At 42.7% G+C, this 12,488-nt stretch carries 9 protein-coding genes and 2 pseudogenes; 6 read left to right on the top strand and 5 right to left on the bottom strand.

Features of this window, described 5'->3' with window-relative positions; genetic code table 11:
* Nucleotides 1-194: 194 nt before the first annotated feature.
* Nucleotides 195-858 (bottom strand): annotated as a pseudogene (locus AC5JL8_RS14935) (IS5 family transposase).
* Nucleotides 859-1,007: 149 nt separating this feature from the next.
* Between AC5JL8_RS14935 and AC5JL8_RS14940 the strand changes: the two are divergent.
* The 4 genes from AC5JL8_RS14940 (at nt 1,008) to AC5JL8_RS14955 (ending at nt 5,127) form a co-directional block, all read left to right on the top strand.
* On the top strand, nt 1,008-1,364 hold the full coding sequence (locus AC5JL8_RS14940; RefSeq protein ID WP_495880570.1) for a hypothetical protein: 357 nt from the start codon (nt 1,008-1,010) through the stop codon (nt 1,362-1,364).
* 152 nt (nt 1,365-1,516) lie between these two features.
* A complete protein-coding gene (locus AC5JL8_RS14945) occupies nt 1,517-2,869 on the top strand; it encodes a histidine phosphatase family protein (protein WP_495880571.1) in 1,353 nt (450 codons plus the stop codon).
* 84 nt (nt 2,870-2,953) lie between these two features.
* The gene (locus tag AC5JL8_RS14950; RefSeq protein WP_495880572.1) at nt 2,954-4,249 is read left to right on the top strand and encodes a dihydroorotase; all 1,296 of its coding nucleotides are present in this window, start codon (nt 2,954-2,956) and stop codon (nt 4,247-4,249) included.
* Nucleotides 4,250-4,767: 518 nt separating this feature from the next.
* Nucleotides 4,768-5,127, top strand: a complete 360-nt coding sequence (locus AC5JL8_RS14955) for a response regulator (RefSeq protein WP_495880573.1) — start codon at nt 4,768-4,770, stop codon at nt 5,125-5,127.
* Here the strand turns inward: AC5JL8_RS14955 and AC5JL8_RS14960 are convergent.
* Entirely contained in the window at nt 5,124-5,522 is a 399-nt protein-coding gene (locus tag AC5JL8_RS14960) for a response regulator (RefSeq protein WP_495880574.1), read from the bottom strand. The genes AC5JL8_RS14955 and AC5JL8_RS14960 overlap by 4 nt on opposite strands.
* Before the next feature lie 118 nt (nt 5,523-5,640).
* Here AC5JL8_RS14960 and AC5JL8_RS14965 point away from each other — a divergent pair, with 118 nt between their 5' ends.
* Nucleotides 5,641-5,784, top strand: coding sequence for a hypothetical protein (locus AC5JL8_RS14965; RefSeq protein ID WP_495880575.1), 144 nt, complete (start codon nt 5,641-5,643; stop codon nt 5,782-5,784).
* A gap of 161 nt (nt 5,785-5,945) precedes the next feature.
* On the opposite strand, the gene AC5JL8_RS14970 is transcribed toward AC5JL8_RS14965, so the two are convergent.
* Nucleotides 5,946-7,865: a thiamine pyrophosphate-binding protein gene (locus AC5JL8_RS14970; RefSeq protein WP_495880576.1), complete on the bottom strand. Its 1,920-nt coding sequence runs from the start codon at nt 7,863-7,865 to the stop codon at nt 5,946-5,948.
* Nucleotides 7,866-8,264: 399 nt separating this feature from the next.
* Here AC5JL8_RS14970 and AC5JL8_RS14975 point away from each other — a divergent pair, with 399 nt between their 5' ends.
* Nucleotides 8,265-9,029, top strand: coding sequence for a DeoR/GlpR family DNA-binding transcription regulator (locus AC5JL8_RS14975; protein ID WP_495880577.1), 765 nt, complete (start codon nt 8,265-8,267; stop codon nt 9,027-9,029).
* Nucleotides 9,030-9,388: 359 nt separating this feature from the next.
* On the opposite strand, the gene AC5JL8_RS14980 is transcribed toward AC5JL8_RS14975, so the two are convergent.
* Both AC5JL8_RS14980 and AC5JL8_RS14985 read right to left on the bottom strand, forming a co-directional pair.
* The gene (locus AC5JL8_RS14980) at nt 9,389-10,444 is read right to left on the bottom strand and encodes a CHAT domain-containing protein (protein WP_495880581.1); all 1,056 of its coding nucleotides are present in this window, start codon (nt 10,442-10,444) and stop codon (nt 9,389-9,391) included.
* Nucleotides 10,445-10,450: 6 nt separating this feature from the next.
* Nucleotides 10,451-12,445, bottom strand: a pseudogene (locus AC5JL8_RS14985) (COR domain-containing protein); the annotation flags it as partial.
* Nucleotides 12,446-12,488 lie beyond the last annotated feature (43 nt).

Consider the following 12,488-nt stretch of genomic DNA (forward strand, 5'->3'; position numbering starts at 1 on the left):
ATCAGGAAGGGAAACTGGTATGTAATTTAAGTGTTGGTAAGGAAAACTCTTAAATTCACAAAATATTTGATTGGTATATTAATAGTGCCCAATTAAATTAATATTATTATTCAAGTTTAATAAACTACATATTTAGCGATTAACTATATCGCCATGAAGCGTTATCTATATTTTGCTTAGTTCTAGGACGTTCATCAATTAAGCCAGATAACAGTAGCAGCAAGATAAATTGCGCCGAGAAAGTTTTTAGCTCGCTTATCATAGCGTGTGGCGATCGCTCGATACCGTTTGAGTTGAGCAAAGAAATTCTCACTTTCGTTGTCTTAGTTTGTACAATTTTGCGTCATATTCACGCGATCGTCTACGGTTGCGTTTGGGGGTAATCACAGACGTTTTGCCCTGTTGTTCAAGTCGTTCAATCACCCGTTCTCTTGCATCGTATCCCTTGCCTGCAATCAATGTATCGGCTGCAAGGTCTTCGAGCAGAACATCGACTCCATCAAGGTCAAATGCTTGTCCAGGAGTCAAATGAAAGCCAGTAGGATTACTCAAAGCATCTACCACAGCATAAATCTTTATACTTAGTCCACCTTTGCTGCAACCGATGGCTTCGCCAAACCCATCCGGCTAGTGCCTCAAATACTTTTTGCCATACGCCACACCTTGCCCATCGACTAAAGCGGGTATGAACGACTCGAAAATCACCAAATCTTTCGTGTAACGGTATACAGCTTCCACGAACAGTCTATTATCTTTTGCCGTCACTCCCACCGTCTGTTTTCGCCCTGGTAATCTAATAAAATTTTGCAATTTTAGATAATCTGTAACATAACTCAAATATGATTTTATGTATTTCATTTATTTAATAAATAACAAACAATATTGACTAACTAAAGTATTGGAAAATACAATTAATATTAAAGCTTAACTTATAATCGAGTTGCATAAAAATCCTTCGTTTGCCAAATAACAGCAAGCAATACTATAGACGAGTTAGGATAAAACAAATGAACACTAAAATTGTTGCTTTATTCGCAATTACGGCAGCTTTTATAAGCTTAGAAAGCCCGGCTCAAGCACAGTCATCAGAAGCATCAAGCGCAAATACAGAAAATATTTCAATAACTGGGGATTCTTTAACAGGAATTAATAATAGAAATGCCCAGCAGGACTTTGCCAGCTTTTTTGAACAAAAAGATCCGATAAGCGTCCCTAGTAGTAATCAACAAATCAATAGGACTTCTCAACAGTTACAGTTGCAACAATCAATATCAGCGCCCGACAGCAATGTTTTCTTTGTTCCTTCTCAGTCTTTTAACGGGAACGACGGAGCGCAAGTACAGTTGGATCTAGGACAAGAGTAAACAGGCATCAATTAGCGCCTTTACTTTAAATATGCTTTTCGATAACCAAAGGCAGGTAGATTGTTGACTATTATCCCTAATCTATCTATATAAGTAATTCTGCAAACACTTTGCAGTAAAATTAGTCCTTTAGATAGAGGAGGGCAAGTCGGATGACTCGTGTCATCATAGTACGCCACGGTCAAAGCAGCTATAACACCGAGCGACGTATTCAAGGGCGCACTGATGCGTCGAAATTAACGGAAAAAGGTCGTAACGATGCCAGTAAACTAGGCAAAGCCCTCGGCAATATTTTATTTCAAGCAATTTATACCAGTCCCTTACAGCGAGCAAAACATACAGCAGAAATTATCCACAGCGAGTTGATGATTAATGCTGTACAGTCTGCCGTTCCCCAAGTTTCCAACAAGCTGATGGAAATTCACCTACCTTTGTGGGCAGAAATGCTGTCGGCTGATGTGCAACAAAAGTTTGCTGAAGACTACCGCATCTGGAAAGAAACCCCCGACAAACTGCGGATGCTGCTTGAAGACGCACAGGGAACCAAAGAACACTTTCCTGTTCTGGCTTTATACGAACAGGCGCGGCAGTTTTGGCAAGACACTTTACCCCGACATCAAGGTGAAACTCTGCTGATAGTGGGACATAACGGTATTAATCGCGCTCTCATTAGCACTGCGCTGGGCATTCCCCCAAGCCGCTATCATTCAATACAGCAATCTAACTGTGGCATTACTGTATTGAATTTTGCTGGCGGTTTGGGAGAAGCAGTCCAACTAGAGTCGTTAAATCAGACGCAATATACTGGAGAGATTCTGCCCTCATTGCGACCGGGGCATCAAGGAGTACGATTATTGCTGGTACGTCATGGAGAAACCGAGTGGAATCGCCAAACTCGGTTTCAGGGACAAATTGACGTTCCCCTCAACGATAATGGTAGACAACAGGCGCAAAAAGCCGGTGAATTTCTCCAAGATGTGGCAATTGATTTTGCTATTAGTAGCTCAATGCTGCGTCCCAAAGAAACAGCAGAGATTATTTTGCAGCACCATCCTAGTGTAAAGTTGGAATTACAAGATGGTTTAAGGGAAATCAGCCACGGACTCTGGGAAGGAAAATTAGAAGCAGAAATCGAGCAAGAATTTCCAGGAGAGTTAGAACGCTGGCGGACAGCACCAGCAGAAGTACAAATGCCCGAAGGGGAAAACTTACAGCAGGTATGGGAACGCAGCGTCGCAGCTTGGGAGTCAATTGTGCAAGCAGCATCAGAAAGCCAACTCAAAACCGGATTGATAGTGGCTCATGACGCTACTAATAAAACTTTGCTATGTCATATTCTAGGTTTACCACCAGATAATTTCTGGAATTTCCGCCAGGGTAATGGCGCAGTCAGCGTCATCGATTACCCCTCCGGGCCGAATGGTTTACCAGTGCTACAAGCAATGAACATCACCACTCACTTAGGTGGAGGTGTGTTAGATAAAACGGCAGCTGGGGCATTGTAGAAGTCAGTGTTAAGCTGTCGGTCAACAAATAACTCAGAATAGACAAACAGCTGAAGTGCTGATAGGTAATAGCTGATAGCTAACATGACAACTGAACTGCTACAACAAGTACGGGTAATTGACCCAGTTTCTGGAACCGACCAACTAGTTGATGTGCTAATTGCTGATGGTTATATCCAAGCAGTTGCCCCGCACATTAACAATATTAGTCCCGATACCCAAATTAGGGATTGTCGGGGATTAGTTCTGGGGCCTGGGTTAGTGGATTTGTATAGCCACTCTGGTGAACCGGGGTTTGAAGAACGGGAAACCCTCTCATCTCTGTTACAAGCGGCTGCGGCTGGCGGCTTTACCAGAGTGAGCATCTTACCCAGCACATCTCCACCCATTGATAACCCTGCTCTTGTAGCACAGTTACAGAAGAAGAGAGGGGCAGAGGAGAACTTGCATTCTTCTTTCCTGCTCCCCTGCTCCTCTGCTCCCCATCTTCATCTCTGGGGTGCTATTACCCTGGATATTGCTGGAAAGCAATTAACAGAATTAGCAGATTTAGCTGATGCGGGAGTTGTTGGATTTACCGACGGTCAGCCTTGGGAAAATTTAGGGTTAGTGCGGCGGGTGTTGGAATATGTTTTACCTTTAGGTAAACCAGTAGCTTTTTGGCCATGTAATCTGCAACTAACAGCTAATGGGGTAATGCGCGAAGGGTCAGATGCACTTCGTTTAGGATTACCGCCAATACCTGCGATCGCGGAAACAACTGCGATCGCCGCTTTACTAGAATTAATAGCCGCCACAGGTAATTCCCATGTACATATTATGCGAGTTTCTACAGCCCGCAGTGTGGAATTAATCGCATCGGCAAAGGCTGCTGGTTTACCCATCACCGCCAGCACCACTTGGATGCATCTGTTACTAGATACAAAATCTGTTAAGAGTTATCACACTAGTTTGCATTTAGATCCACCCTTAGGAAATCCCAGCGATGTAGCGGCGTTACGCGAGGGGGTACGTACAGGGGTTATAGATGCGATCGCCATTGATCACGCACCTTACACTTACGAAGAAAAAGTCCAAGCTTTTGCCGAAGCACCACCAGGGGCAATTGGTTTCGAGTTAGCATTACCTTTGTTATGGCAAAATCTGGTTGAGACTGGGGAATTTACAGCTTTGGAATTATGGCGTGGTTTGAGTAATCGCCCAGCCGAGTGTTTGAAACAGAAAGTAAGTGCGATCGCACCAAATCAAAAAGCAGAATTAACTTTATTTGACCCTCAGCAGAACTGGAAAGTTGAGAGAAAAAATCTTCATACACTTTCTAGTAATACTCCTTGGCTAGGACAACAACTGCAAGGTCGCGTTGTCCAGATTTGGTGTTAGTAAGGGCGGGGTTTTCCCATCCTTGACGACAATCCAAGCGTGTGTTGCTAAGTCTCTATGCGCGAAACAAAAAAGATGTAGTTTATTCACTTTAAGTTTGTCAGACATACATAAGCATTTGCAGGTTTTACAATCGCATTTGTAAGTTTGACGTTCGCTTTCATAAATTTTACTTTAATAGATAAAAGTATAAGCATCTATAAGTTTGACGTTCGTTTTAACGAGTTTTGCGTTGATGTTTATGAATAGGATGATTTCCTTGTTATATCATGTCCGGTTAAACACTTGTCATTGCGACCGGAGGGAAGCAATCGCAAAGATATTGGGATTGCGTCGTTCCACTTCGTTGCACTCGCAATGACATATCACAACTAATTTAGCGGACATGATGTTATATCGAAAGACATATACACCTAGCTATAATTAATAAAATTTAATGTAATATATGTCACTCTAAAGGTTAATGTTAATCGGATAGCAGAAATATGAAATAGTAAAAGAATAATATCTAATTTTTTATGAACTATATTCTGATTTGCGACGATGTTACAGATAATTGCATTCTTCTACAGTTCTTTTTAGAGATGGAAGGTTATAATGCTGAGTTCGTAACATCTGGAGTAGAAGCGGTTAATAAGGTAAGAATTCATAAGCCTGATTTACTGCTACTAGATGTTATGATGCCTGAGATCAGTGGTTTGGAAGTACTTCAATGTATAAGAGAAGATAAAGATTTACAAAATTTACCTGTTTTACTAATCACAGCATATAAAGAATTAGTAGAAACAGATTTAACTAATACACAAGCTAATGGAATTATTAAGAAGCCTGTAGATCCTGATTTACTAATTGAAAAAGTTCAAGCAGTTTTTAATTAATTCCTTGCTTTACTTAAAATGTTTTTAACTAAAGTAAGTACACTATCGACGTTGATAGGTTTTTGAATATATCCGTCAATTTTTAAGTCAATATTTTTGTTAATGTTTTCTTGAATATAATTTTCATCCAATCCTGTTACGACTAAGATAGGAATATTTTTAAATATGTCAGATTGTTTAATCTTTGTTATAACTTCAAACCCATCCATTACAGGCATATTTATATCTAATATTAATAAGTCTGGTAGGTTAAGACTTGTTTCTAGAAAACTAAGTAAAGCTAAACCAGAATCGACTATTTCAACATAACAATCATCTGCTAATAGGATTGTTTGTAAAAGTAGTGCATCATCAGCAACATCATCGCAAGTTAGAATCTGTCTAACAGCATTCATTAGTATGTACTAACATTGACTAACAACTGTATGGAATTATCATATTTTGGTTTATAGTCATATTAAAAGTAGAAATTTCCGTATAGTTTATGACAGAGACAGGGGTTGCCCATAATGAATGATTGCAAGGGAATCCCCGCCTGTTGGCAGAAATCCCACCAGAAATGCGATCGCAATCTGTTCTGATCGAAGTGTAACCTCAGCAGCTTTTAGGTGGGTTATGCAATTGCGCGGAGTGCAGCGCAATCATGCGATCGCGTAAACAAACGAAGATACAACAAACCGCAAAGGACACGAAGAACGCAAAGAAAAAGAGTAGTCTAAAATTCTGTGTTCTTCTTTGCGTCTTTGCGCCTTTGCGCGAAACAAAAAAGGTGTAGATCATCGGTGCGTTAGCCTACGGCATAACCCACCCGATTACAATTACCTTGCGCCGGCTAACTCCTTCACCTTATTGATAATGCTCACTGGATCAATACCCTGATGCGGGTACTGTTCCCATAAACCACCGCAACCTTCCTTATGAGTGCCAAGATGAGCATATTTAGGAGTCAACCCGCGTTCTAACAACCAGGAACCGAAACGGCTACCTAAGCCAGTCCGACGGTTGAAGGCTTCCACCACCAGAACAAAAGGCGCTTTGCCGATTTTGGCGATCGCTTCTTCATCTACGACGTTTAAAGTTGGCTTATTAATCAAACCCACATCCAACCCTTCTTGCTTCAGACGTTCCACAGCATCCAGAGAACGGTATAAAGCATCACCAAAACTTACAATGTAACCTTGTTTTCCCTCGCGGATAACTTCATCTTTACCAGAGACAAATTTGTAGCCGTTGCCAAAGAAATCATTACCGTTACTATCCAAAATATTGGGCACTTTGGAACGGGTGGAGAAAATAAACCGCAGTCCAGGGTCAGAGAACACAGATTCTACACAGGCTGTCATTTGATTAACATCTGCGGGGAAGTACAGCCGTGTTTCGTAGCCATCATCCAAGCCATTATCGGCAAACATATTGTTTAAACCGAAATGACAGGTGTTATCTGCCATGTCATCAATACCTGCATGAGAAAAATGGCAGAGGACGTTGGAATAATTCAGCCGCGCCATCGTGATTTCGGAGATGCACATTTCCAAAAAAGCGCTGAAGGTGGCAAAAATACCTTGTTTGCCTTTTTGCATCCCAAATCCAGCCGCAGCCGAGAAATTACCCCGTTCCATAATGCCAGAGGGAATAAAAACTTCGGGGTAGGTATCATGGATTTTCTTCAAACCGCAGGAGCCTTCTAGGTCACTGTCAATTACCTTGACTTTTTCTTTGCGTTCTGCTTCGCTCATGCGGCTGAGGACATTTACCACAGCTTCACCAAAGACGTTGCGGTTCGCTCCCCATTTGTCGCTGGAACCAAGAAACGTATAAGTTTGCTTGGGTTTTTGGATGTTTTTGAGGTATTCGACAGCCGCAGTTTGTCCGCGAGATTCGAGATATTTAATCGCCAAATCTACGGAAATTACATCATGACCGTGGGTTGAACCTTCCAAGCCTTCAATACCGGGACACATGGGGCGTTTGTTGATGAGTGCGATCGCGCCGGGTGTATTCACAGCTTGGCAAAGGCGACTGTATAAATCGTCTAAATCTTCCCCATCTCCTTGCAGTACCTTCAAACCATGACCTTCTAGGGTTTTGGCGACAGTGAAACCAGGTAAATATTTAGAAGGATGTCCGGCGATCGTTACATCATTATCGTCAATAATTAGCTTGACGTTGAGATGCTGGGCAATAGCTAAACGAGCCGCTTCCGCATCGTTACCTTCTTGCTGAGAGCCATCAGAACCCAGGCAAAAAACCACTTTCCCCGGATTCGCCATTGCTACACCATTGACGTAGGGCCACACGTGCCCCAATCGTCCAGAGCTAAATTTTACCCCAGGAGTTAGCCCTAATTCTGGGTGTCCCGGCAAATGGGAATGTGCTTCGCGGTAACGCAGGAGTTGTTCTGCTGGTAAGTGACCGTGCAGCGTTGCCATTAGGTACTGAGTTGCAACTCGATGTCCGGCTTCATCAAAGAAAATCGGTACAAATTGCTCTGATGCACCCCGGAAGAAGGCATCAAGGATCATCACCTCTGGGACTGTATCGTATGGGCCGCCAGTGTGACCACCCACCCCTCTAGCCGCACCTGTCGCCGTAAAAAAAACGATCGCATCCCGGCACAGTTGAATGTTTGCTTTCAGTGTTTCTCGCTGTTCTGCTGTCAGAGTGGCATTCGCGGGATTGAGTGCCAAATATTTATAAGCACCGAGGTCAATAGGAAATTGGGTTTTAGCAATAGTCATGGCTTATTTCTGGAATAGGGGGTAATTTGGACAGACTAACCGCATGAGCAAATCACGAAAAATAAATATCCAACCGTTTCCCAAGCAAAAGTAACCCACTAGGAACCATTATTGAACCTTGTGGCTTGAGTTAGCACGCGTTCAAGTGCCAAAATTAATACATTTAGCTGTGCCTGAATGTGCTTGAATTCAATTGCAGTTACGGATAAACGTACAAAAACCTGCACATTACCACTATTAAGTGAATAGGCTACCTAGAGATAGTCTTAATACTCCCGCCACCAAGGTTTAGAAGTTAGTTCTAGCTCTTGTAATCTATTTAATTGAACCTGATGCAATAAGTATAAACTCACAAACGTGCAAATTCAAGATTAAAAACGCAATTTCAGGAAAATCATTATGCTAACTGCTGAACGCCGACAATTCATCTTAGAAATTCTGCATCGTGAGAAGAAGGTGCTGTCAACAGAACTCAGCGCTGTTCTTAAGGTTTCTGAGGATACGATTCGTCGGGATTTGCGGGAACTAGCAGAAGCTGGACTATTGCAACGCGTTCATGGCGGCGCACTGCTGACTTCGCCAGCCACCGCGAGTTATGCCGATCGCCAAAAGCAAGCGCCAAAAGAAAAGGAAGCGATCGCCCGTGCAGCAGCAAAATTAGTTTCTCCGGGGCAGGTGGTAATATTAGATGGAGGAACGACAACTCTGCAAGTAACCCGTCATTTACCTCTGGATTTGCAAGCCACAGTCGTGACAAATAGTCCGCCAATTGCGATCGCATTAGCAGAACATCCCCATATAGAAGTTGTGATGTTGGGTGGCAAACTCTACAAAAAAGCCTTAGTCAACGTGGGTACTGTCACAATCGAGTCATTACGGATGATTCGTGCAGATTTGTGCATGTTAGGAGTGTGCAGTTTGCATCCAGAGATTGGAATTAGCGTACCAAACTTGGATGAGGCTCATGTCAAACGCGCGATGATTGCTGGTTCGGCTGAGGTAGTCGGGTTAGTGACAGCACAAAAATTAGACACAGCGGCTCCTTATATAGTGGAGTCGATTCATGCACTGACTTACCTTGTAACTGCACCGACAGTATCTAATCAAATGCTGGCTGCTTACAAAGCTTTAGGTTTGACAATTATTCGTGACGAGGATGAATGATATCGTGTTCGGTTAAAGGCTTATCATGAAGACCGCAGGGGGCAGGGGGCAGGGAGCCTACGGTGTACACACAAGTCTTTGAGAGTTGCCTCACAGGCTTTTGATCCCCCCAACCCCCCTTTCCAAGGGGGGCTAAAATCCCTCAAAGTCCTCCAATTTATCGGAGGATAATGACGGATCTACAATGATTTCGGTTTAGTACACAGATGTGTGTACACCGTAGCCTTAAAAAGGGGGAAGAGTCAAAGTCCCCCTTTTTAAGGGGGATTTAGGGGGATCTACAAGTCTTAAATACAACACCAAAAAGTTTTCAGACATCCTCTAAGACTATAATTTTAGTAACTATAGCAACAAGGCCTTTACAACCCACTTAAAATTATTCCATCCTTAGCTCGCATATAAAGCACTGGTGTGGCAAAATCAGGCTTATCTAAGCCAACTTCTTGAGAAATGGCGTTGCGGGTGGTTTGCATGGCTGCGTCTACAGGCCAGCCTAGAGCGAGAGTGCGGTAAAATTCATCAGCAAACAGCTTGGCGGTGGTGTCGAGGATTTCGTATTGCATGGCGACTACTGCGGGGATTCCTCGGCGCACTAGGTTGGGGGCTATACCTGCAAATGCTTGGTTGTCAGACACCGCAGCACCTTGACAAGAATTTAGCACAGCTAACCCCAGGTTACGGTTGCCTAAGAAGAAGTTGGCAAAACCCTCATCATCCAATAATTTATATTTGCCGTCGGTATCTACTAGGGCAATACCGCCTTTGTTGTTATCAAATTTACCGTGACCGATGAAGTGGAAAACATTGTAAGATTTTTCGCGTAGCTTTTGGTTGATGTTGCGGATGGTTGCGTCTGGTAGCACATCTAACTCAATTTTGCCTGCATCTATGTGTTTTGCCAGTGAGTCACGGATGAGGCGTTCTTCCCCAGCAACATCTAATTTACCTAAGTTAGTAGGGCTAGAGATGACTAGCAGGACTTTTAGCGGTAGGCTGGCGGTTTTGAGGTCGCGCTTTTGCAGGGGAACGTCAACATAACGCGAGAGTAAGGTTTGGGTGTTGTTTGCGAGGAAAGTATTAGTACCCTCATCATAGAGAAATTCCCAAGGGAGGGCGGCTAGTTCGGGAGATTCAAACACTAGGCGCAGGCGTACCTCGTAGCCATTTGCTTGTGCGCCTGCGATTGTAGCCCGTAATTGACCGCGAATATCTATAGGGAAAAGTGCTTGGTAGAGTTCGCCACCTAATGCTTTAAGTAAATCGGTATCTGTTTGGCGAGACTCAATCAGTTTTAATGACAGTTTAATTCTGTTAATTTCCAAGCGCAATTCGCCCCACTCGTCGCCTTGTTCTGAGGAAGCGCGAATTTTGCGGTCTGCTGTAACTAATATTTGGAAATCGTTGTATTTCATCATCGCTTGATTTTTGAATGATTCATCTCTGGCTTTAGTTAATTCCTGTTGTAGTGGTTCAAATTGGGATTGTAGATTGACATCATCAATTAGCCTGCGGACATCTACCATTTCATAGCTGTTCTCGCACTCAATTTGATAGCGCCCAGCTTTTAAACGCTTATACAAATTTTCCAATGGGTAGGAATGAGGTGTTGAGCTTCCCTCACATTCTTTGCAGTTACAAGGAACAAGAGTGTCATACTGCAAACGTTCAAAAGATTTGTGGATTTTTTCGAGTTCGTGAGTGACGACTGCTAGCAATTCTTTCTTGCGATTTCCTGTTACTCGGATTTTGATTTCTTTTAGATTGTAATTTTCAATAACTTCAGCACGAGTTTGGTATTGGTTGAGAACAACGCCGCTTCTCCAAACGAGTTTTTGTGCTTCAATCCAAGGGTGTATTTCAACAATGAAGCGGGTAATAATACCCTTGGGCATGAACTCATATTTGTAGCGCAAAATGAGATTATGAGATTGCTCCCAAGTGTAGTTGGGTTGATTGATATCGAGTAGTTGCGGTGCAATATAATTGCCGGGACGATTAGGAATTGGGTAGCAAAGTTTGAACCGCATCATGAGTTGCAGCAGTTCATCTCGCATATCAGCATATTGCCTGTCTTTCCAGATATCTTTGAGATTATCCTGGGTGAAACATCCCAGATTTTGCTCGACGTTTTTATTGTCTAATACTTTGTAGACGGCAGTAGTTCCCCATTCTGGTTTGAGGATAACATAGTGTTTGAGTGTAGAATCATCTTGAAAGTGTAGGCAAACGCCGAGGTCGTGCAGATAGCGACTCAGCCGCAGCATATCTTGACGGTCAGTTAAATTATTAACTCGGCAAAGGTTTTCGTATTCGTAAAAGCTAATGTAGTTGCGGGAGTAATTTTCTAAAGCAGAACGAACTCTCACCCAGAGTTTTGGCAGAGGTGTACCAACGTGGGGAAGTCTACTGATGTAGGCTTGAATAGCTTGTTTAATTTCTGGTAAACCGCGATTGGTTGCTAGATTGGTTGGTAAAGCTTCTTTTAAATTGGTGAATTCGCCACGCAATTGACGCTCATTAACTTCGCATTGACGGTCTTGTTTTTCGTTTTTAATAATCAGAACTGGACTATTTTCACTTAAGAGTTCAACAACCTTAAGCCACCAGTAAAAGTCTGTGTTTTCTTTGCGAGTATCAGCGACTAAAGCATAAAGAGAACGTTCGGTGAGGAAAAATTGATGGGTTTGGTGGTAGATTTCTTGTCCGCCAAAATCCCAGATGTTGACGCGAAAATCTTTGCCATTTGGTTGGGTGAAGTGCCACCGTATTACTTCAATGCCTTGGGTTGATTTCTCATTCGAGAATAAATTGTAGTTTTCGTTTTTAATTTTCTTAGCTAAAGAGCTTTTACCCGCTCCCCCTTCGCCAACAATTAAGAATTTTGCTTCGTAGAGGGGTTCAGTTTCCTTTGGATCTTGCACCCGAAAATAAAAATCCAGGATTTCATTCACATCACCTGGATTTTGTCACGTCTTGTTTGGCCCCAAAATCTCAGGTGGAATGGGTAGTGGATTTCTACGAATATCAAGCTTTTCCAGATTTGGTAATTGCCTGATTTCGCCCGGCAGAGTACTGAGCTGATTGTTGTAGAGGTTGAGCGATTGCAAATTAACCAGTTGTCCAATTTCTCGTGGCAGACTGCTCAATTGATTGCGCCTGAGGTCGAGCAATTGCAAGTTGACCAGTTGTCCAATTTCCGCTGGCAGAGTGCTCAGTTGATTATATTGGAAGTCGAGCGTTTGCAAATTAACCAGTTGTCCAATTTCTGGTGGCAGACTGCTCAGTTGATTATATTGGAGGTCGAGTAATTGCAAATTAACCAGTTGTCCAATTTCTGGTGGCAGACTGCTCAGTTGATTGCCTCTGAGGTAGAGCGATTGCAAGTTGACTAGTTGAACAATTTCTGGCATTGCTGAATGAAAGGATGAATTGATTTATATAGGTACAATTTGATACTTT

The organism is Mojavia sp. (assembly GCF_059505145.1).

Excerpts from the sequence above, each read along its gene's own strand:
- AC5JL8_RS14940 (WP_495880570.1), top strand. The coding sequence starts at position 1,008 with ATGAACACTAAAATTGTTGCTTTATTCGCAATTACGGCAGCTTTTATA.
- AC5JL8_RS14945 (WP_495880571.1), top strand. The coding sequence starts at position 1,517 with ATGACTCGTGTCATCATAGTACGCCACGGTCAAAGCAGCTATAACACC.
- AC5JL8_RS14950 (WP_495880572.1), top strand. The coding sequence starts at position 2,954 with ATGACAACTGAACTGCTACAACAAGTACGGGTAATTGACCCAGTTTCT.
- AC5JL8_RS14955 (WP_495880573.1), top strand. The coding sequence starts at position 4,768 with ATGAACTATATTCTGATTTGCGACGATGTTACAGATAATTGCATTCTT.
- AC5JL8_RS14960 (WP_495880574.1), bottom strand. The coding sequence starts at position 5,522 with ATGAATGCTGTTAGACAGATTCTAACTTGCGATGATGTTGCTGATGAT.
- AC5JL8_RS14965 (WP_495880575.1), top strand. The coding sequence starts at position 5,641 with ATGATTGCAAGGGAATCCCCGCCTGTTGGCAGAAATCCCACCAGAAAT.
- AC5JL8_RS14970 (WP_495880576.1), bottom strand. The coding sequence starts at position 7,865 with ATGACTATTGCTAAAACCCAATTTCCTATTGACCTCGGTGCTTATAAA.
- AC5JL8_RS14975 (WP_495880577.1), top strand. The coding sequence starts at position 8,265 with ATGCTAACTGCTGAACGCCGACAATTCATCTTAGAAATTCTGCATCGT.
- AC5JL8_RS14980 (WP_495880581.1), bottom strand. The coding sequence starts at position 10,444 with ATGATGAAATACAACGATTTCCAAATATTAGTTACAGCAGACCGCAAA.